Genomic DNA, 20,466 nt, shown 5'->3' with positions numbered 1-20,466 from the left:
CCTTAAACTGATTGCTTATGCTCAGTAGCTGCTAGTGGCTGATAGCTAAAGCAAAGCTCTTGCTGCTGGCAGCCAACCACTACCGAACCACCCTGCTGTAACTCGCCAAATAAGATCGCCTCAGCCAATACTCGCTTAATTTTATCTTGGATCACGCGAGCTAAAGGTCTTGCCCCCATGGCCGGGTCATAGCCCACTTTAGCCAGCCAAGTTTTAGCTGCAGCAGTAAGCTCAAGATAAACTTTTTTCTCTTCTAGCTGCATTTGTAGCTCAGCTATTTGTTTATCAACAATGCTGGTTAAGGTTTGCTCTGACAGGCGGCCAAACTGAATAATATTATCTAAGCGGTTCCGAAACTCTGGGCTAAATAATTTATTAATTTCACCCAACGCATCACTGGCATGATCTTGCTGGGTAAAACCAATCGATGCCCGAGCTGCCACAGTCGCACCAGCATTGGTGGTCAAGATAATCACCACATTGCGAAAATCTGCTTTACGCCCGTTGTTATCGGTTAAGGTGCCGTTATCCATTACCTGTAATAACAGGTTGAAGACTTCAGGGTGGGCCTTTTCAATTTCATCAAATAACAACACAGAGTGTGGCTGCTGAGTAATGGCCTCAGTTAACAATCCGCCCTGATCAAAACCAACGTAGCCAGGCGGTGCACCAATTAAACGCGATACCGTATGCTTTTCCATATACTCCGACATATCAAAGCGAATCAGCTCTACGCCTAACGCACGGGCGAGTTGCTTGGCCACTTCGGTTTTACCCACACCGGTAGGTCCGGCAAATAAGAACGAGCCAATCGGCTTATTAGGCTGACGTAAGCCTGCTCGAGACAGCTTAATTGCACTACTTAAGGCTTCAATCGCCGGCTCTTGACCAAACACAGTTAGCTTTAAATCACGCTCTAAATTTTTAAGCACTTCTTTATCGCTGGCGCTGACTTGACGCTCAGGAATACGCGCAATTTTCGCAATCACGGCTTCAATTTCCGACACCCCAATTTCAGTTTTACGCTGTGCACTGGGTTGTAACTGCTCGTAAGCGCCCGCTTCATCAACCACATCGATCGCGGTATCTGGTAAGTGTCGATCAGTAATATAACGCGCGGCTAGTTCCGCAGCAGTACGTAATGCCTCATCGCTATAGCTGATCTGATGATGCTGCTCAAACTGACTTTTTAAACCTTGTAAAATTAAGTAGGTGTCTTGCACTGAAGGTGCTTGAATATCGACCTTTTGAAAGCGGCGCGCCAATGCCCGATCTTTTTCAAAAATACCGCGATATTCTTGAAACGTAGTCGAGCCCATACAACGTAACTGTCCAGAGCTGAGCAAAGGCTTAATTAAATTGGAAGCATCCATCGCTCCTGAAGATACCGCACCGGCACCAATAATAGTGTGAATCTCATCAATAAACAGTACGCTATCAGGCTGCTTGGCCAGCTCAGCAAGCAAGCTTTTAAGACGCTTTTCAAAATCACCACGGTATTTGGTACCGGCTAACAAAGCGCCTAAATCTAGGGAGTAAACTACCGTATCAGCTAAAATGGCAGGCACCTTTCCCGCGACAATATTTTTTGCTAAACCTTCGGCAATCGCAGTTTTACCCACTCCGGCCTCACCCACTAATAACGGATTATTTTTCCGCCGCCGAGCTAAAATTTGCGCTACTCGCTCTAACTCTTGTTCCCGCCCAATTAACGGATCAATCTTATTTTGCTCAGCTAGCAGATTAAGGTTTTGTGTGTACTTATCTAACGCACTTTTCTGACTGCTTTGCTCAGTCTCTGATTCTTCTAGTGCCTCTTCAGTTAATGCTGGCTCAGCTAAGTCCTCACCATGGGACAGATAAGTCACTGCCTCTAAACGCGTCAGTCCAGCTTTTTCCAACATATACACGGCGTGACTATCGAGCTCAGAATAAATCGCAATCAGCGCATTACCACAGGTTACCTCCGTACGACCAGAACTATGTACGTGGGATACGGCTCTTTGTAAGACACGCTGAAAGCCAAGGGTTGGCTCAGGAGCATTCATTAACAACGCATTAGATTGATGGGTGGTTAAAATAAATGCCAAAACTTCTTGCTTAAGCGGCTCTAGATGTACGCCACAGCCGGCGATGATTTTTTGCACCTCAACACTTTCTAGCAGCGCCAAGAGTAAATGCTCAACACTGACATACTCATGCTGATAGTCTGCCGCCTCTTTAAACGCAAGGTTAAGGGCTTTTTCTAATTCTTGAGTCAACATGCCATAACCACCTAAATAATTTGCCTAACATTCATACTGTATTACGCTACAGGCTCAAACTCGCACAGCAGCGGATGCCCATTATCCCTTGCACAATCAGTGACTTGCTGTGCTTTAGTCTCAGCAATATCACGTGTAAAAACGCCGCACACTCCTTTGCCTTCAAAGTGCACCTTTTGCATCACGGCAAAGGCTTGCTCTTGGCTCATGGCAAAAAACACCTCTAACACCTCTACCACAAAATCCATCGGCGTGTAGTCATCATTTAATAAAACCACTTGATACATCGGAGGTTCTTTCAGCTGCGGCTTAGCGGGTGCTTCCGCTAAACCTATACCAGAGTCTGAATCCTCGGATTGCCACTGACTGTTATGTAGATAAGGTGTCATTTAATTCACTTTTAGCCAAAATAAAAAAACAAAAATTTGATATGCTTCGCAAGCTACCACTCTGCAGATTGACAGCTGTTAAGTGCTGTTTTAAAAATATCGAGTGCATAAAAAACTTACGGGGACTAAGCAAAATTAGGCCCATTATGAAGCATGCAAGTAATTTATGTTACCCCTAGCAAGCGAGTAAGAAATCAGAGGAAGTAGTAATGATTCACGGTACAGTTAAATGGTTTAACAACACCAAAGGCTATGATTTTATTGTAGTGGATGGTGGCCAGCAAGATATCTTCGCGCACCACTCAGCGATTAATATGGAAGGCTATCGCTCGCTAAAAGCTGGACAAAAATTGACATCCTCCCCGACCTAAAGGGCGGGGATTCCTACAGCTAGACGGCCATGCCCGACCGCGAGAATGTTCTTGGCCGCGTTTACATCGCGGTCGCTGTGCGTGACACCACACGCACTGCACATCCATTCTCTTATTCCAAGCCCTGCGATACCTCTCGGCCTGCTATCGGGCAGTGCGCCACAACAGCTACAGGTTTGGGTGGTGTATGCCTCGTTCACTTCCTTAAAAACAATGCCAGCGTGATCGCTTTTATACTTCAGCATTGTTTTTAATTGACCCCAGCCAGCGTCCAACACTGACTTGGCCATCTTGGTTTTAACGAGTTTTAAACTACTGACATTGCCGACATAGATTTCACCGCAGCGGTTGACCAACGTGCGACTGAACTTGTGCAGCGTATCTTTTCTACGGTTAGCAATCTTGGCGTGAATGGTTTTGACTTGAGTTTTATTTCTAGCCCGTTGTGCTATGGCTAATTTTTCCTCAAGACCGCGATAGAAGCGACCCGCCTCCAGCTTTGTGCCGTCCGAGCAGGTGGCTGTGTCGGTTAAGCCAAGATCAATACCGATACAGTCTTGTCCCTTGGGCATCACTACATCAACTTCAACCACCACATTGAAGTACCAGCGGCCACGGGCATCCTCGTTGAACGAGGCAGACTTGAACGTATACTGTGACAGACCGTAGCTGTCCCATACGTTGAAGTAGTGGCCGTTGTGATAAACCTGACCATTCTTCCATTTGGCCATGCCTGTATTGATCGGTATCCAGCCCAGTGAGCGGCGTACACCGCCAGACTTGCGCCAACTAAGGCGTGATTTCTTGAACTGTCTGCGGCGCGTAGCGTACTCAGCACCTACCTTCTGCACCGTGTGACTATGCAATCCCAGCTCTTTGTGCACACCCTGCGTGTACTTCTGGATAGTGTAGGCAGACAAAAACACGCCACGCTCTTTGATTGAGCGGTGACTAAGTTCGTTCACATAGTTCCAGACAAAGTTCACCGACCGCGCCATGTTATTTAGCAGTGGTCGGTGCTTATCTTTAACTCGAACTTTTAAAGTCTTGGTCTGCTTCATGCTTTCGATTATATTTGGTCTATGAGAAAAAACAATACATATAGAACAGGTCGACACTGCGTTTTTGATCTTCATGCTCACTTGGTCTTTATTACGAAGTACCGTGGCGCTGTGTTTGCCGATAATCATCTTAGGTCGCTGGAAAGTATCTTTCGCAGCGTGTGTACGGACTTTGAAACGGAGTTAGTGGAATTCAATGGCGAAGCCGACCACGTTCACCTGCTGGTGAACTTTCCACCGAAAGTATCGGTATCGAAACTGGTGAATAGTTTGAAAGGGGTGTCGAGCCGGAGGCTCAAACTGTTACACCCTGAGCTGGTTAAACTTGCATACATGAAAAACGCGCTCTGGAGTCCCAGCTACTACGCGGGAAGTGTGGGTGGCGCTCCTATTTCAGTGATTAGACAATACATTGAGCAACAAGCCCGACCGCATTAAGGGAGGCTAACGCCTCCCAGTGCTATCCTTCCCCGCACTAGAAGTACGGGGCTTGTCACGCATTTTGGTCACCTTTGAGCAAACACTTGGCCCCAAAGGCATGCATGCCATCAATATTCGTTTAGTTAGCGAAAATTAAATACCGCTTCAGCTAATCAGGCTGCCATTGCAGCAGCCTGAGTTGTTTCACTTACCTATTAGTGATGGTGATGATGTTCTGCTTCTACCGCATCATTCGGACGTACCGTCACCGTTAACTCCACCTCACCCGACTGCTCAAACGTCAGCTGTAACGGAAACTGTTCGCCCGCTACCAGCGGACGCTTTAAGCCCATTAACATAATGTGGTAGCCCGACGGCTCCAATACCACTGTCTGCCCAGCAGCGACTTCTAAGTCATCTACCTTGACCATTCGCATCAAGTCATTTTCATGGATGTGGGCATGAATTTCTGCACTTTCGGCAATAACTGGCGCCGCAGCAGCAATTAATTTGTCATCATTTTTTCCAGTATTGTTCACTGAAAAAAAGGCAATACCATTTTGTGCCGTCGGTGGTAGCTCTTTACTCCAAGCCTCACCAAAACTTAGGTCTTTTAGCTGTGCTGCTGCTTGCTGCGCATGTCCATGATGAGCCTCATTATGGGCTACAGCTAGCGGGTTAATGGATAGCAAGGCACCTAATAGGCCAGTTAAAATAAAGGCTTTATGCATCATCAAATTCCTAATTGGTTAGTTATTATTCAGCCTGCACTCTATCAATAACCACCTTGACTCAACATGCGGCAAAGTGCTGCATTAGTAGCCCCAAACAAAAAGCCGCCACCCATAAGAGTGACGGCTTTGATTACAGCAACTAAGGATTAACTTAGAAACGGTAGGTTGCCGAAGCAGTTAAACCGTGGGCGCTGTTTTTGTATTTGGCTGCATAATCAGAACGCTCGCCATGCAGCTGCTTAACTTTACCTTCACGCTCTTTAATGTAAGCGTAAGCCGCATCCACTGTTAGGTTATCGGTGGCTTTCCAGCCCACACCCATACCAAAGATCATACGATCACTTACTGGAATACGTACGTTACGGTAGTCACTATCTGTAGGTGATTCATCCCAAGCTAAGCCAGCACGCAGTGCCACAGTAGGGTTTAACTGATACTCAGCACCCGCAGAGAACGACCAAGTATCAGCCCACTTCAAAACCTCTTTAGACTGACTAGTACTAATTTCATTATACTTTGAAACTGGCTCAATGCTCTCTAAACGACTCCAACGAGTCCAAGTAGCTCCAGCATGCACTGTCCACTGATCATTCAATTTATGGGTAACTGAAGTATCAATCGACTCAGGCGTAGTAAAGTCTAACGAACCTTTAAACTTGCCATTTTTTAAGGTCAAACCTTCTGCTTGAGCACCCATAATAAAATATGGATGCAAGCCGGATACTGTAATATCACCTTCTAACTTATATTTAACTTTCGAGTGATAGGTTAGCCCCCAAGTTGTACGATCAGATAAATCGATCATCACCCCTAGGTTATAACCATAGCCCATATCATCGCCTTTAACTTTGGACTTTCCTTGAAGCCCTGGAGCAATCATGCTTTGATCTGTATTACTAGTTAACTCACCGTTAATTCGGTTAATAGTTGGGCCAAAACCTACTGCAATACGATCATTAAATTTATAGCTAACCGTCGGTTGAACAGTGATAACTTTAACTTCGCTGTATAGACCATGGAATCGACCAGCGAAGTCTTTCTCATAATCACTGATTACACCAAAGGGTACATACACACCTAAACCAAAGGCCCAGTTCTCGTCAATTTCCGTGGCAAAATAGCCAAAAGGAACTGCGGCAAAAGGTACCATGTCACCTTTGTTACGGCTTTTTCCGTCGTTAAAGCCACCAGTTTGTTTAATATCAACATTGGCATGTACTGCAGCCATACCACCCGATACTTGGGTACCTTTTAATTTGGATAGACCTGCAGGGTTACCATAGATAGTGCTGGCATCTAAGGCTGAAGAGGCACGACCTGCGTATGCAGTACCTGCGCCACTTGCGCTTTGTTCGTTAATCGCTAAACCGTTAGCTAAGGTATAGGTTGAAGCCGCTGCTAAGCTAATGGCTAGGGTTGTCCGTAAAAATGGAATGCGCATTATTTTTGTACTCCTAAGATGTGTGAACGCACATGCAAGCTAACAAGCTTTAGAAAAGAGACCAACAACCAAATTACCGTCGGAATACGCCTTTAGTAGATAAATTCTGTAATAAAAAAAACTGCCGCGGTTTTTGCGGCAGTTTTTAATTTTTGTCCGACAATTACTTGTCAGGCGATATAACTAACTGTAGCTAATTTCGCTGAATACTCTTTAATTAGCACATATTATGACTGATAAGTCAGACTATTTTAAGGGTTTTGATGCAAATGAACCACTGCATGATCAATCACCGCACCACCACTCCAAGGTTTATCGTCATTAATAATCGCCACTAACGCCCACTGATTATTCTGCTTATCGCGCACATAACCGGCTAAAGCCCGCACATTACGCAAGGTTCCGGTTTTTAAATGGGCTTTACCGCGTACCGCAGTGTTCTTCATTCGATTACGCAAAGTGCCGTCCATTCCGGCAATAGGCAAAGAGGAAATAAACTCAGCTGAAAACGGGCTTTCCCAAGCGGCCTTTAGCATATAAGCCAATTCACGGGCGCTTACACGCTCATTACGTGATAGCCCTGAACCATTTTCAATGGTTAGGTGTTGGGCCGGAATTTTTTTATGGCGCATCAATTGATTAATCATGCGCTTAGCTGCTGCCGCATCATCGCGATCAGAAGCGGTGCGGTGCTGGGCGCCAATACTTAAAAACACTTGTTTGGCCATGGTGTTATTACTGTATTTGTTGACGTCACGAATCACTTCCGTCAAATCAGCTGAGTAGGCACGAGCTACCACATGGCTATTCGCCACTACCGGTGCTACCCGATCCCGCCCCTGAATCGACCCACCCAACTCACGCCACATAGAACGAATCACGCCCGCCACATATTGCGGATGATCAAGCAGCGCCACATAACTTTGGCTCCGGCAACCAGAGACTATCTCCCCACTCATCACTAGCTCAGTTTTACCTTCACCTTCCACAGTTTTATAGAACACTCGCGCAGGGTCTTGGCACTTACCTGGGGGTAATAGCTTGATTTGATTAACCACGGTTAGGTTATCAATGGGTGGCTCAACACTGACTTTAACTTGCTGTTGCTGACCTAATGCAATAATGCGCATTGCCTTAAAGTTAACCAACAGCGAGTCTGGCTCAACTAAAAAAGGTTTATTTTGATCAGAGCCATCATCATCAAAGGGTTCTAATCGCGGTAAAGAAAAATAATGATTATCCAACACCAAATCACCGGTCACAGTGGTGACCCCATTGGCTTTTAAATCCCTAAGCAGTAACCAAAGTTTTTCCATAGTGAGTTTAGGATCACCACCGCCTTTGACATAGAGGTTACCTTGCAGCACTCCATCCTTAAGTATGCCATCGCTCGCCAACTCAGTTTTCCATTGATAGGCAGGACCCAATAACTCTAAAGCAGAATAAGTAGTCACTAACTTCATGGCTGATGCAGGATTAATTGCCGTATCGGCATTATAGAAAATAGCACGCCCTGGACCAGTTAAAGGAATTGCTGCCAATGATAAGGACTGACCGGATAAATTATTTTTTGTCAGCACCTGCTCAATCGATGCTGGTAATCCGCTGGCCTGAGCCAATAGAGGTAAACTTAAGGTCATAGCACAAGCGCTAAGTACAGAACGCATTAAAAACTTTGCAAACATTTAACCAATCCACTTGATAATAAATAAAAAAGCCTGTCCTAAAGTGTAATAGCCGCTGCCCTAAAGCGATAGCCAACGGCTGACATCGAGGCAAAAAAAAGGCTAACTCCCAGAAGTTAGCCTCTCTTAGTCCGCCTATTTTGCTTAAGGTTTGTGCTCTCGCTCTAAAAACTCTTGCGACTGCATTTCTAGCAAGCGACTTTCTGTGCGCTCAAACTCAAATGCTAGACGTTTGCCCTTATACAGCTCTGTTAGGGCTACCTCAGCTGAAATAATTAACTTAACGTTACGATCGTAAAACTCATCCACTAAGTTAATAAAACGGCGCGCCACATCTTCGTGATAGGTATCCATCTGCTCGACATTAGATAAAATTACCGTACTAAAAATTTTACCCAGCTCAATGTAGTCATTTTGACTACGGGGCCCATCACAGACTGCACGGAAATCAAACCAAGCCACATCACCCGCTACTTTGCGAGCAATAATTTCACGCTTTTCAATCGTCAAAGAAACATTTTCTTCAACCTTTACCGTGCCGTGCAGCAAACTTTTAAAACTTGCTTCCAAGGCCTGATCCACTGCTGGCGAAAGTGGCCAATGGAATAACTCTGCTTGCTCTAACGCACGTAAGCGATAGTCAATGCCGCTATCCACGTTAACCACTTCAGTATGCTCTTTGATCAGCGCAATAGCGGGTAAAAAACGGGCCCGCTGTAATCCATCTTTGTATAAACCATCAGGCACAATGTTTGAAGTCGCCACCAAGGTCACACCATGGCCAAATAACTCTTCAAATAAGCCGCCTAAAATCATCGCATCGGTAATATCAGAGACGAAAAACTCATCAAAACAAATGACTCGTGCTTCATCTGCAAAACGTTTCGCTACGATAGTCAGAGGGTTTTTTTCACCTTCAAGCTGGGTTAACTCTTCATGCACGCGCTTCATAAAACGGTGAAAGTGAGTACGCATTTTTTGCTCAAAGGGCAAGGCATCAAAAAAAGTATCCACTAAGTAGGTTTTACCGCGACCGACTCCGCCCCAGAAATAAATACCTTTAATCGGTGCTGGTTTTTTAGCGAACAATCGACCAAACAGACCGCCCGAATTGCTTGGTTGCTTAACTAGATCATCATATAAACGCTGCAAATGACGCACGGCGTTGGCTTGAGCCTCATCACGAAAAAAATCAGGGCGTTGCAAATCTTGTTCATAGCGTTCCAAAGGTGTCATGAGCGATACAGTTCCAACCAGTAACAATAGACTGAGTGTCTATTGGCAATAACAGCAAAATTAACCTGCACGTTTAAGTAAGTAAAAACCTACCAAGGCGCAGACCGAAGCGGGCAATAATACAGCGAGTAATGGAGAAAACCCAAAAACTAAGCTGGAAGGCCCCAATAAGTCCTGCACAATCTTAAACACAAAACCAACTAATACCCCAGTAAATACCCGTTGTCCTAAGGTAACTGAACGCAGCGGCCCAAAAATAAAGGAAATGGCGAGCAAAACTAAAGCCGCAGTCACCAAGGGTTGCAGCACTTTACTCCAAAACGCCAACCAGTAACGGCTACTGTTTAAGCCCTGCTCGGCCAAGTAATGGGCATACCCCCACAATCCAGACACCGGTAACGCATCCGGGCTCATCACTACAATACTGAGCAGCTCAGGCTCTAAATCCACCGCCCAAATCTGCTGTGCTGCATGTTTAACTTGAGTGTTACGCGGCGCAAACTCCGTGGTTGCCACCTCAAACAGTTGCCAGTAATCACCTTGATAGGTGGCGCGCTTGGCAAAACTTGCGCTTAACAAATGTTGCTGCTCATCAAACTGATAACGCGTTACCCCGATTAACTCGCCGCCTGGCTGCACTGAGTTGATATGGATGTATTCTTTACCCTGACGATGCCAAATACCGTGCTTGCCACCAGTTTGCGCCGTGCTACCACCTAGAGCCAAGGAACGATCGGCTTGCGCCTTAGCTTCAGTCCAAGGCGCAAGATATTCACCGATTAAAATACCGGCCAGCATCACTACCAGCATGGGTTTCATCACCGCCCAGATAATCCGGCGCAGTGAAACTCCTGCCGCGCGCATCACGGTTAGCTCGCTGTTACTGGCTAAGGTGCCTAAACCTACTAAACAGCCAATAAGTGCAGCCATCGGCAGCATGTCATATAACCGCCGTGGCGTAGTATAAAACACATAAGAAGCCACTTGCCCCAAACCATAACCGTCACGGATATCGCTCAGTTCATCAATAAAAGCAAATAGTAACGCCAGCCCTACTAAGACTAATAACACCGCAATAATGGCATTAAATACACTCAGGCCAATATAACGATCTAACTTACGCATGCTGAGCTCCTGCACGTCGAGCTAACCACAATAATTGCAGGCGCTCCCAATAGTTTAATAACAAGCCAATCAGGGCAAACACAATGTGCACCGGCCATAAACCTAAAGCGGCAGGAAAAGTGCCTTTATCCAATGCGCTGCGGGTAAAAATCAGTAAGCCCAGGTACAGCATATAAAGCAGTATAGCGGGCAACAGCTTTAAAAATCGGCCTTGACGTGGATTCACTTTAGCCAACGGCACCGCAATTAACGTCACCACAAACACTAAAATCGGCAGTGCGGTTCGCCACTGTAGCTCGTTCTTTAAACGCGGCTGCTCGGCGCCTAACAGTTGCTGAGTGGGCATTGCTTCACGCTCGGTAATCACTTCTCCGGTACTGGGTTTAGGCAATAACACACCATAGGTGTCGTACTGAATGACTCGGTAATCCGCTTGCCCAGGTTCACCGTCATAGCGATAGCCGTCTTGCAAAATCAAATAACGCTCACCATTATCTTGAACCTCTTGCCAGCCGGTTTTGGCAACCAACACCGTCACATCCGTTTGCTTGCCACTACTGGATAAACGTTTTTCAGAAATAAATACATTTTTTAGCTGTTTTTTACCTTCAACCAACTCTTCAGTGTAGGTCACCCGAGTACCGTCACGCATGCCCTGAAAGCGCCCTGCCTCTAAGGTATCAAACTCAGTAAGGCTGTCTTGCGCATGGAGAATTTGGTTCACTTGAGTGATGCCTTGGGGAGTTAAAAAGAAACTAAGCCATGCCACCAATAACGCCACAATCACTGCTGGAAATAAAGTGTAGCCAAGTAAACGTCGAGGACTCATACCTGTAGCCGTTAACACCGTCATTTCACTTTCTAAGTACAAACGACCGTAGGCAAGAAGAATCCCTAAAAATAATCCAAGTGGTAGAATTAGTTGTAGAAAGCCTGGGATACGGTAGGCCATGATCAGCAATAAAACACTGGGATCTAATGCACCTTGGGCAGCCTGTGCAAGATAACGAATAAATCGCCCACTCATGGTGATCACCAGTAACACAGCGCTCACGGCAGTTAAGGTCACTAAGACCTCCCGTGATAAGTAACGAAAAACGATCAAAAGTATGCTCCAGTTGTCAAGGCTGCCTTTGCAGCGCAAACTAGTAACCCAGCTAAATTTGGTTCAGGTTAAACCAATCAACAATTAAAAATTGCCAGTATTATAACCATCTACTGGCCTTTGTCTTGGGAATGATTATTTATGCAATTCACCGCAATCACCTCACCTGCTCAGCAAGTTAGTACCGAGCTACTAATTTTACCCATTTTTAGCGAGCAACCCTTAAGTAATTCTGCTGCCGCGTTAAATCAAGCGCTGAACAATCAACTACAAACCTTAATTGACCAAGGTGATTTCACTGCTAGCGCCGCCAGCACCTTACTGCTACCCGCTGTGCAAGGCATTGCCGCCAAGCGTTTACTACTCGTTGGATGTGGTAAAGCACCCCTGTCAGATGCCGCCACGCGCAAATTAGTTTCCGCAGCGATTAAATCTGCCAAAACTCTAAACATTACCAAAGCCAGTTTGCTAGTGGATGGGCTGGAAGTAAAACAACGGGACTGCTATCAGATCACACGTTTGATTGCTGAAGAAGCCAACAATACGTTGTATGTGTTTGATCAGTTTAAGTCAGAGAAAAAACCAGCGACTCAGCTCAATGAGCTAGAGTTTGTGGTAGCAGAAGCTGACCTTGCGGCTGCAGAGCAAGCAGCCAGCCACGCCCAAGCCATTGCTTTAGGTATGAACTTCACCAAAGATTTAGGTAACTTACCCGGCAATATTTGCCATCCTAGTTACCTTGCTGAACAAGCCCAACAACTGGCCAAAGACTATGCCAATCTAAGTGTTGAAGTGCTTGATGAACAAGCGATGGAAAGCTTAGGCATGGGCGCTTTATTAGCCGTTGCAAAAGGCAGCGAGCAACCTCCGCGATTAGTTATTATGCAATATACGGGGGCCAAGGATGACAGCCAACCACTAGCGCTAGTAGGCAAAGGCATTACCTTTGATACCGGCGGTATCAGCCTAAAACCTGGGGCAGGCATGGACGAAATGAAATACGACATGTGTGGCGCCGCCAGTGTACTAGGCACTATGAAAGCCGTGCTAGAGTTACAGTTACCTATCAACTTAGTTGGGGTTATGACTTGCGCGGAAAATATGCCAAGTGGTCGCGCAACTCGTCCAGGTGACATCGTTACCACTATGAGCGGTCAGACCGTTGAGATTCTTAACACCGATGCCGAAGGCCGATTAGTCCTTTGCGATGCCTTAACCTATGTTGAGCGCTTTAAGCCCAAAGCAGTGATTGATATTGCCACACTTACTGGCGCTTGCTTGGTGGCCTTAGGCGATAAAACCAGTGGCCTACTAGGTAATGATGAAGAGCTGATTCAGCAAGTATTAGCGGCAGGTAAAACAGCAGGTGATGTGGCGTGGCAGCTACCACTTTTTGATGACTACCAAGAGCAACTAGACAGTCCTTTTGCCGATATTGCCAATATCGGTGGTCGTTTTGCTGGCACCATTACTGCAGCCTGCTTCTTGTCACGCTTTACTAAAAATTATCCTTGGGCACACCTCGATGTGGCCGGTACGGCTTGGATCAGTGGCGGTGCTAACAAAGGCGCATCTGGTCGCCCAGTCCCACTACTGACTCAGTTTGTACTGGATAACCTCTAAATGCGCGTAGAGTTTTACGTACTCCCCAGCCAAGATAACGCAGACCGCCTCCGGGCGGCCTGTCGTTTGGCGGTTAAAGCCTGGCGTGCTAATTGGCCCACCATTATCCGCTGTGCTGATGAGGCAGAAGCAGAAACTGTTAACCAGTTACTCTGGACCTTTCGTAGTGACTGCTTTATCCCCCATGATCCAATCACGGAAAATCCTCAATCACCGGTGCTGATTGCCAGTGATCACTCTTTACCTAATAACCAAGGCTTGCTAATTAGTCTGCACCCTATTCCTTATGCAGAGCCTAACCATTTTAGCCGCATTATCGAAATTGTTAATCAAGCGCCCAACACCTTACAGCAGTGCCGACAAAATTTTGTGCATTATCGCAAACTGCAACTCAATCCGCAGCGAGTCGAACTCTAAGCCCAAGTTCTAAATACAAATAAACTTTTTAGGGTTTATGGGTTCATCTATGCCTTACTTACTGCATTAGATCCTACCATGAACTCAGATCAGCCCACTGCTTCGATACCACCTACCGAGCCACACATTCATTATCACTGCCAGCGCTGTCAGTGGTCACAGAGCTTGCCTCTGTCGCCTAATGCTAAAGACTCCAATCCCTTACCACTGTGCTGCCCTGTGTGTAACAATCCAGAGTTAAGCTTTACTTTTTCCAGTTAAATCATCCTAAGTTAGCCAAGCTTAGGCCAATTAGTTTTGAACTTCTGCCCCAAACTTGGCTAGGATAGCTCGCGAACTTATTGAAAAATAAAGGAACTGGTATGACGAAATCATCGTCTTGGAAACCCGTAGTCTTACTCCCGGTCTTTGCTCCAGCAGTGATAGTGCTGCTGTTAATTGTCATAGGCACCATTAGTAATCCTGAACTCGCCGGCCAAGTTTTTTCTGAAGCTTTGGCCTATGTCACCCAAACCTTTGGTTGGTTTTACATGCTGGGCGTAGCCAGCTTTTTAATCTTTATCGTGATTGTGGCCCTTAGTAGCTGGGGGAACATTAAATTAGGCCCTGATCATGCCGAACCGCAATATCCGTTTCTTTCTTGGTTTGCCATGCTGTTTTCTGCAGGCTACGGCGTAGCACTGCTATTCTTTGGTGTTGCCGAACCGGTTTTACACTACGCCTCACCTCCCGAAGGAGCAGCAGAAACCCTCGATGCTGCTTCTCAAGCCATGCAAATTGCTTTTTTCCACTGGGGTTTTCATCTGTGGGCGATTTATGGGTTGGTCGGTTTAGTCTTAGCCTACTTTTCTTTTCGCCACGGTTTGCCGCTTTCTATGCGCTCGGCCCTGTATCCACTCATTGGTAAAAAGATTTACGGCCCTATCGGCCATACGGTAGATACCGTTGCCATCTTAGGCACACTGTTGGGGCTGGCTACCACCCTAGGCATTTCGGTGACGCAAATTAATGCCGGGGCTAATTACCTTTGGCCTTCAGTTGAGGTCAGTACCACCTTCCAAGTTACTGCTATTGCTCTGATTACTGGCCTAGCGTTGCTATCAGTACTCGCAGGAATGGATAAAGGTGTTAAACGCTTATCCATGCTGAATATGGCGATTGCTATTACCTTAATGGTGTTTGTTTTTGTTGTTGGCCCAAGTATTTTCATCCTAGAAACAGCGATGCAAAATACCGGTAGCTACTTAAACAATATTATTGAGCGCACCCTCAATTTACAGGCCTATTCACGCTCGGACTGGATCGGTAACTGGACTTTATTTGTCTTTGGTTGGAGTATTGCTTGGGCGCCTTTTGTTGGCCTGTTTATTGCAAAAATTAGCCGCGGCCGCACGATTCGCCAATTTGTGGCTGGCGTACTGATCGTCCCGACCACAGTTACGTTTTTATGGTTTTCAATTTTTGGCGACACCGCGCTCTACTTAATTATGGAACAAGGCTACACCGCACTTATCACCGAGGTACAAAATGATAATGCGATTGCCTTATTTAAATTATTTGAGCATCTGCCACTCACCTCAGTTACCTCACTATTGGCCGTGTGTTTAATTGTGACTTTCTTTGTCACCTCTTCTGACTCGGCAGCCTTAGTAATTGACTCTTTAGCTTCAGGTGGCGCCTTACATACCCCTACCTTCCAGAAAGCCTTTTGGGCGGTGATGCAAGGGGTATTAGCCAGCGTGTTACTGCTAGCAGGAGGACTCAAAGCACTGCAAACCATGAGCGTTATCAGTGCTTTACCCTTTACCTTAATTATGATGCTCTCAGCCATTGGGCTGTGGCGAGCACTGACCATTGAGGGGCACCGCACCACCAGCCTTAGCCACCAAAAGCCCAGTGTTCAGCAAGGCTTTACCAGCAGCGTGTCGTGGCAAAACCGCCTGTCGAGTATTGTCAGCTTTCCTAACCTGCAGCAAGTTGACGCTTACATTAAAGGCTCGGTATTAACTGCGATGCAAAAAATTTCCGAAGATTTAAATAAAAAAGGTTGGCCTTCAAGTGTGAGCTATGATGCCGAAGCGCACCGCGCTTTTATTGAGATCAGCAAAGGTGAAAAACTTGATTTCATCTACGATGTACGACTCTGTGAATACCCATTACCAGAGTTTGCCTATGCCAATGCCACCTTGCCTGAGGATACCAGTCAAGAACAGCTGTACTATCAAGCTGAAGTTTTTTTACGTCGCGGCGGACAATCCTATGATGTGTATGGCGTACCAGAAGCGGCGTTAATTACTGATATTTTAGATCAGCTAGAGAAATACCTGCACTTTAGGCATTTATCACCTGAAATTCTGCCGTGGAAAATGGCGGAACATGATGAAATGCTCACTACGCCAGAGTTTACGGACTCAGGCTCTCCCACAACGGAAACTTCCAATAGCTAATCAAAGTAGCTAATGAAACACGAAAAACGGCTGAAGTAATGAACTTTAGCCGTTTTTTTTCATCTATTGATAACTCTTTTTATTTATTTTTATTGTTTATTTAGGGGAATTATTATGACTAACAAGCTTTCTTTAACTGCTGTGCTCGCTGCTTCTTTTCTGGCTTTAGCTGCCTGCTCATCCCCTTCAACCATCACGCTAAAAGATGGTACTGAGATGCAAACCAAAGACACCCCACGCTACGATAAAAAAACAGGCTTTTATGAATTTAAGCAACTAGACGACAAGCCAAACCAAGTCAATAAAGATGATGTGCACAGTATTAAAAAGCTCTAATCAAGCATTTTGAGCGCACAAAAAAACCCGACCTAAGGTCGGGTCAGGTAGCTGACAAACCCCGCCTTTTTGGTGGGGTTTGTTGTTTTATGCACTTCAATGACGCTTTTTCTTTTGGGATAAGCGCTCAAATGGGACAAGCGTTCAAAGAGCGGAAGTTTTTGCTCCAAGATTTTTTAAGGTGAATTGGGCGTATCTGAGCTTAAGTAGGCGTGTAAACAGGCACTCATGAGGGCAAGAGGTTTACAAAAGCTGCACTATCCTGCCAGGAGTGCGATTTTCTTGATGTTTTGTGCCGCGGCAGTCATCAGGCATTGCGCCTGCACTTTGTGACGACCGCGATACCGCGCGTAGCGGTATTGGTGCAGCTCTTTGGCATCGGCAAAGCTGCGCTCTACTGTTTCTTTGCGCCTCTGATAGATGGTCTTACCCCAAGGCGTCAGCCGGTTGGCATCCTGCCGTTCTCTGCTGTCTTCCCACACATGGCGGGTGACGGTTTTTTGTTGTTTGGCGTTCTGAGTACAGCGTGACAGCAGCGGGCATTGTCGGCACATAGCCGGATCAGATACATAGTGGCGATACCCTTCCCGGTTAGTTGTACTGTAAATCAAGGCCTGTCCTTGTGGGCACACATACTGGTCTGTTTCGGCGATATAGATAAACTCACGTTTACGCAAGTACCCTTGGCGATGGATCGGTCGCCGATAGCCAAACACCGCTTTTACCCCTTTATCTTCCAGCCCCTTGCTGATGGCTGTGGTGTGATAGCCTGCATCCAGGCCAACATACTGGACGTTAAAGCCAAAACGCTGTGTCTGCCGTTCCAATCTAGCCAAATAGGGCACTGCGTCGTGGACGTTACCCGCCGTGACATGCACATCGGTAATGATATTGGCTTTGGTATCCACCGTACGATGGTCAAGATAAAAAAAGCCTTGGGGTTTGTTATCCCGAGTCATAAAGCCGCTTTCAGGATCGGTCTTACTTTGTTTGATTTCCCGCACCTGAGGTTCGCTCGATGGCGGCGGCAAGGGCTTTTTTCCGTGGGCTAGACGATCCTCCTCGATCGCCTGATCCAACTTATCCATATAGGCTTGCCGTTCTGAAACGGCGTGTGCTTTGACCCATTTCCCCTTGTTAGCATTGGCTTTCAGGTGGGTTGAATCGGTATACAGTACCGTGCCGGATACCAACTTACGCTGCATCGCCTGCAAGACGATTTCATCAAAAATTTGCTGGTAGATATCCGAGTCATTAAAGCGGCGGCGACGATTCTGACTAAGGGTGCTGGCATCAGGGACTTTGTCGGTCAGGTTTAAACCGAGGAACCAGCGGTAGGCTACATTGACCTGAACCTCACGGATCAACTGACGTTCACTACGAATACCGAATAAATAGCCTATAAGCAGCAGTTTAAACAGTAGGGTTGGATCCAGCGCTGGGCGACCGTTGTTCGCGCAGTACAAGTCTTTGACCAGATCATGAATAAACGAGAAATCGATATGACGATCTACTTTGCGTAGTAAATGGTCAGAAGGAACCAGCTCGTCAATACAGACAAATTCGAGTTCGGACTGGGTCTGGGGGCGATCACGTAACACTGTACAACTCCTGCAGCAGATGTGTGCCCAGTATAAAAAACAAACCCCTCGATGGGAACGAGGGGTTTGTCAGCAGTCTGACCCGACCTAAGGTCGGGTTTTTTAATTGCTTAATCTAGATTAGGCGCAGTTACTCGGCTTTCCAATAGCATTTAACACATACTGCGGTAAAGCAAAGGCGCCTCGGTGAGTTTCAGGATTGTAGTAACGAGTTACGATACCACTGCCCTGGAAACGCTGACGTAAGGTCTCAATTGGGGTATTACGTGCTGCTTTGTTTTTACTGGCCCAAGCAAAGGTCATGGTGCCACCAATATAGGTTGGTACTGCCGCCTGATAAAAATGCCAGTCAGCAAATAAACTGCTGATATTTTTTGCGGTTTTCTTGACTTCGTCTAACTGTAAAAAAGGCGTGCCATTTTGCGCCACAAAGATCCCATCATCACTTAAGCAACGGTGACAAGCCTGATAGAAGCTTTCCGAAAACAACACTTCAGCAGGTCCAATCGGGTCTGGGCAATCGCTAATAATGACATCAAACTTTTCGCTGCAATTAGCTAAAAACGTCATACCATCGGCAATCACTAAATTCACCCGAGGGTCATCAAAAGCGCCCTTAGAGTGATTCGGCAGGTAGGTTTTGCACATTTCCACCACGGTATTGTCAATCTCCACCATGGTGACATGGTCAACGCTATCGTGACGACATACTTCCCGCAGCATGCCGCCATCGCCACCACCAATAATCAGCACTCGGCGCGCTAAGCCATGGGCCATAATTGGCTGATGGGCCATCATTTCATGATAGACAAACTCATCGGCTTCGGTGGTCTGGATAGCACCATCTAATGCCATCACCCGTCCCATTTGTTGGTTTTCAAAAATGACTAAGTGCTGATGCTCAGTTTTAACTTCATGCAGCATAGTGTCCACTTTGAAAAACTGCCCGTATGTTGGGTAAAGCGTTTCGCGGTATTCATTCATGGTACAACCCACTCCTAAGTATTTTTATTGCTTTTCACAGCATGTTTAACGATGAGTAACCCGTTAGAAAATAATTGGGGTAGGTATTTACCATAAAGCGCCAGCAAATGCAGCAAAGCAAGCGAGACAAATTGTCCCCCTCGCTAGCAAGTTATCCGTATTATTCAGTACGCTCAGTCCAATACAGTGGCAGCTCAACGTCTTTAAATAGCTGATCAATTTCTTGCTGATTACTGCACTCCATTACTTTTTGCTGCTGCTCATCGGTCAGATGGGGTGCAAAGCGATGAATAAAATCACGCATATACCCACGCAAAAAAGTACCCCGACGAAAACCGATTTTAGTCACGCTGGATTCAAACAGCTCACTGGCATCCAAAATCACCAAATCATCGTCTTCTAATTCATCCACTGCCATCCGCGCAACAATTCCTACGCCAATACCTAAGCGCACATAGGTTTTAATCACATCAGCATCAGCGGCAGTAAATACCACACGCGGGGTTAAGCCGGCTTTTTCAAAGGCATCGTCTAACTTAGAGCGACCAGTAAAACCAAACACATAGGTCACCAATGGATACTGAGCCAAATGCTCTAAGGTGAGTTTTTTCACCTCAGCCAAAGGATGATCACGGGTTACGATGACGCAGCGGTTCCAACGGTAGCAAGGCATCATGATCAGCTCATTAAACTGCTCAAAGCCTTCAGTGGCAATGGCAAAGTCCACCGTACCATCGGCCGCCATTTCTGCAATTTGCTGCGGTGTTCCTTGCTGCATATTCAGTGATACTTCAGGGTACTGGCTGATAAAACGCTTAATCACTGAAGGCAAAGCATAGCGCGCTTGGGTGTGGGTGGTAGCAATCGATAACACACCACTGCTTTCACTGGAAAAATCATGGGCCACGCGTTTAATATTTTCACATTTGCGTAAGATCTCACCGGCAGTTTGAATAATACTTTCTCCGGCAGCGGTGATGCGCGATAGCTGCTTGCCACTCCGGGCAAAAATCTCAACCCCTAGCTCATCCTCAAGTAAACGGATCTGTTTACTAATTCCTGGTTGCGATGTATTTAGCACCTGGGCCGTAGCCGACACATTCAGCCCATTTCTTGAGACTTCCCAGATATAACGCAATTGCTGTAGTTTCATACAGAGCCACCTTTGATCAAATATGCTTATTAAGTGCCGGCTGTTTATACATTACCGCCAAACTTATAACTCAT

At 46.2% G+C, this 20,466-nt stretch carries 17 protein-coding genes and 1 pseudogene; 6 read left to right on the top strand and 12 right to left on the bottom strand.

Annotation, left to right across the window (positions count from 1 at the left end):
- Nucleotides 1–2 precede the first annotated feature (2 nt).
- Together clpA and clpS are read right to left on the bottom strand one after the other, a co-directional pair.
- Nucleotides 3–2,264 carry an ATP-dependent Clp protease ATP-binding subunit ClpA gene (clpA, locus tag AC2T15_RS04280; protein WP_486778824.1) on the bottom strand — a complete coding sequence of 754 codons (2,262 nt, stop codon included), beginning with the start codon at nt 2,262–2,264 and terminating at the stop codon, nt 3–5.
- 41 nt (nt 2,265–2,305) lie between these two features.
- Complete coding sequence (gene clpS, locus AC2T15_RS04275) at nt 2,306–2,653, bottom strand: ATP-dependent Clp protease adapter ClpS (protein WP_053101686.1); 348 nt, start codon at nt 2,651–2,653, stop codon at nt 2,306–2,308.
- Nucleotides 2,654–2,862: 209 nt separating this feature from the next.
- Between clpS and AC2T15_RS04270 the strand changes: the two are divergent.
- Nucleotides 2,863–3,000: pseudogene (locus AC2T15_RS04270) on the top strand (cold-shock protein); the annotation flags it as partial.
- A gap of 20 nt (nt 3,001–3,020) precedes the next feature.
- Here AC2T15_RS04270 and AC2T15_RS04265 read toward each other — a convergent pair.
- A complete protein-coding gene (locus AC2T15_RS04265) occupies nt 3,021–4,085 on the bottom strand; it encodes an RNA-guided endonuclease InsQ/TnpB family protein (protein WP_053099499.1) in 1,065 nt (354 codons plus the stop codon).
- A 21-nt stretch (nt 4,086–4,106) separates the two neighbouring features.
- Between AC2T15_RS04265 and tnpA the strand changes: the two genes are divergently transcribed.
- Nucleotides 4,107–4,523 carry an IS200/IS605 family transposase gene (gene tnpA / locus AC2T15_RS04260; RefSeq protein ID WP_486778823.1) on the top strand — a complete coding sequence of 139 codons (417 nt, stop codon included), beginning with the start codon at nt 4,107–4,109 and terminating at the stop codon, nt 4,521–4,523.
- Nucleotides 4,524–4,720: 197 nt separating this feature from the next.
- Here the strand turns inward: tnpA and AC2T15_RS04255 are convergent, their stop codons facing one another.
- The 6 genes from AC2T15_RS04255 to lptF form a co-directional block, all read right to left on the bottom strand.
- Nucleotides 4,721–5,239, bottom strand: coding sequence for a copper chaperone PCu(A)C (locus tag AC2T15_RS04255; RefSeq protein WP_486778822.1), 519 nt, complete (start codon nt 5,237–5,239; stop codon nt 4,721–4,723).
- 151 nt (nt 5,240–5,390) lie between these two features.
- Nucleotides 5,391–6,680 carry an OmpP1/FadL family transporter gene (locus AC2T15_RS04250; protein WP_486778821.1) on the bottom strand — a complete coding sequence of 430 codons (1,290 nt, stop codon included), beginning with the start codon at nt 6,678–6,680 and terminating at the stop codon, nt 5,391–5,393.
- Between the two features lie 251 nt (nt 6,681–6,931).
- Complete coding sequence (gene dacB, locus AC2T15_RS04245; protein ID WP_486778820.1) at nt 6,932–8,365, bottom strand: D-alanyl-D-alanine carboxypeptidase/D-alanyl-D-alanine endopeptidase; 1,434 nt, start codon at nt 8,363–8,365, stop codon at nt 6,932–6,934.
- 144 nt (nt 8,366–8,509) lie between these two features.
- The gene (zapE, locus tag AC2T15_RS04240; RefSeq protein WP_053101681.1) at nt 8,510–9,601 is read right to left on the bottom strand and encodes a cell division protein ZapE; all 1,092 of its coding nucleotides are present in this window, start codon (nt 9,599–9,601) and stop codon (nt 8,510–8,512) included.
- Between the two features lie 60 nt (nt 9,602–9,661).
- Complete coding sequence (gene lptG / locus AC2T15_RS04235) at nt 9,662–10,726, bottom strand: LPS export ABC transporter permease LptG (RefSeq protein ID WP_486778819.1); 1,065 nt, start codon at nt 10,724–10,726, stop codon at nt 9,662–9,664.
- Nucleotides 10,719–11,831 (bottom strand): LPS export ABC transporter permease LptF, encoded by a 1,113-nt coding sequence (gene lptF, locus AC2T15_RS04230; RefSeq protein ID WP_053101679.1) that lies wholly within the window; start codon nt 11,829–11,831, stop codon nt 10,719–10,721. Before lptF ends, lptG begins: the two co-directional genes overlap by 8 nt.
- Nucleotides 11,832–11,972: 141 nt before the next feature.
- On the opposite strand from lptF, the gene AC2T15_RS04225 reads away from it, so the two are divergent.
- The 4 genes from AC2T15_RS04225 to AC2T15_RS04210 all read left to right on the top strand — a co-directional run bounded on the left by AC2T15_RS04225 (nt 11,973) and on the right by AC2T15_RS04210 (nt 16,654).
- Complete coding sequence (locus tag AC2T15_RS04225; protein WP_373331767.1) at nt 11,973–13,454, top strand: leucyl aminopeptidase; 1,482 nt, start codon at nt 11,973–11,975, stop codon at nt 13,452–13,454.
- Nucleotides 13,455–13,871 (top strand): DNA polymerase III subunit chi, encoded by a 417-nt coding sequence (locus AC2T15_RS04220; RefSeq protein ID WP_486778818.1) that lies wholly within the window; start codon nt 13,455–13,457, stop codon nt 13,869–13,871.
- Nucleotides 13,872–14,233: 362 nt separating this feature from the next.
- Nucleotides 14,234–16,318: a BCCT family transporter gene (locus AC2T15_RS04215; protein ID WP_053106526.1), complete on the top strand. Its 2,085-nt coding sequence runs from the start codon at nt 14,234–14,236 to the stop codon at nt 16,316–16,318.
- Nucleotides 16,319–16,432: 114 nt separating this feature from the next.
- Nucleotides 16,433–16,654 carry a YgdI/YgdR family lipoprotein gene (locus AC2T15_RS04210; protein ID WP_053101675.1) on the top strand — a complete coding sequence of 74 codons (222 nt, stop codon included), beginning with the start codon at nt 16,433–16,435 and terminating at the stop codon, nt 16,652–16,654.
- Nucleotides 16,655–16,911: 257 nt separating this feature from the next.
- Here AC2T15_RS04210 and AC2T15_RS04205 read toward each other — a convergent pair whose 3' ends face one another.
- The 3 genes from AC2T15_RS04205 to cysB all read right to left on the bottom strand — a co-directional run bounded on the left by AC2T15_RS04205 (nt 16,912) and on the right by cysB (nt 20,392).
- Complete coding sequence (locus tag AC2T15_RS04205) at nt 16,912–18,255, bottom strand: IS1182 family transposase (RefSeq protein WP_486778094.1); 1,344 nt, start codon at nt 18,253–18,255, stop codon at nt 16,912–16,914.
- A gap of 120 nt (nt 18,256–18,375) precedes the next feature.
- On the bottom strand, nt 18,376–19,239 hold the full coding sequence (gene speE, locus AC2T15_RS04200) for a polyamine aminopropyltransferase (protein WP_486778817.1): 864 nt from the start codon (nt 19,237–19,239) through the stop codon (nt 18,376–18,378).
- A 160-nt stretch (nt 19,240–19,399) separates the two neighbouring features.
- On the bottom strand, nt 19,400–20,392 hold the full coding sequence (cysB, locus tag AC2T15_RS04195) for an HTH-type transcriptional regulator CysB (protein ID WP_053101673.1): 993 nt from the start codon (nt 20,390–20,392) through the stop codon (nt 19,400–19,402).
- Between the last annotated feature and the right edge of the window lie 74 nt (nt 20,393–20,466).

It is taken from the genome of Thiopseudomonas sp. SA1F2-1K, assembly GCF_057443035.1.
The sequence above is the reverse complement of the archived record's forward strand: the minus strand, read 5'-3'. Positions and strand labels throughout refer to the sequence as shown.

Bases quoted from the DNA above. Each gene is read 5' to 3' on its own strand.
- clpA (WP_486778824.1), bottom strand. From the start codon at position 2,264: ATGTTGACTCAAGAATTAGAAAAAGCCCTTAACCTTGCGTTTAAAGAG.
- clpS (WP_053101686.1), bottom strand. From the start codon at position 2,653: ATGACACCTTATCTACATAACAGTCAGTGGCAATCCGAGGATTCAGAC.
- zapE (WP_053101681.1), bottom strand. From the start codon at position 9,601: ATGACACCTTTGGAACGCTATGAACAAGATTTGCAACGCCCTGATTTT.
- AC2T15_RS04255 (WP_486778822.1), bottom strand. From the start codon at position 5,239: ATGATGCATAAAGCCTTTATTTTAACTGGCCTATTAGGTGCCTTGCTA.
- speE (WP_486778817.1), bottom strand. From the start codon at position 19,239: ATGAATGAATACCGCGAAACGCTTTACCCAACATACGGGCAGTTTTTC.
- cysB (WP_053101673.1), bottom strand. From the start codon at position 20,392: ATGAAACTACAGCAATTGCGTTATATCTGGGAAGTCTCAAGAAATGGG.
- AC2T15_RS04210 (WP_053101675.1), top strand. From the start codon at position 16,433: ATGACTAACAAGCTTTCTTTAACTGCTGTGCTCGCTGCTTCTTTTCTG.
- AC2T15_RS04215 (WP_053106526.1), top strand. From the start codon at position 14,234: ATGACGAAATCATCGTCTTGGAAACCCGTAGTCTTACTCCCGGTCTTT.
- AC2T15_RS04220 (WP_486778818.1), top strand. From the start codon at position 13,455: ATGCGCGTAGAGTTTTACGTACTCCCCAGCCAAGATAACGCAGACCGC.
- dacB (WP_486778820.1), bottom strand. From the start codon at position 8,365: ATGTTTGCAAAGTTTTTAATGCGTTCTGTACTTAGCGCTTGTGCTATG.
- AC2T15_RS04225 (WP_373331767.1), top strand. From the start codon at position 11,973: ATGCAATTCACCGCAATCACCTCACCTGCTCAGCAAGTTAGTACCGAG.
- lptG (WP_486778819.1), bottom strand. From the start codon at position 10,726: ATGCGTAAGTTAGATCGTTATATTGGCCTGAGTGTATTTAATGCCATT.
- AC2T15_RS04250 (WP_486778821.1), bottom strand. From the start codon at position 6,680: ATGCGCATTCCATTTTTACGGACAACCCTAGCCATTAGCTTAGCAGCG.
- AC2T15_RS04265 (WP_053099499.1), bottom strand. From the start codon at position 4,085: ATGAAGCAGACCAAGACTTTAAAAGTTCGAGTTAAAGATAAGCACCGA.
- tnpA (WP_486778823.1), top strand. From the start codon at position 4,107: ATGAGAAAAAACAATACATATAGAACAGGTCGACACTGCGTTTTTGAT.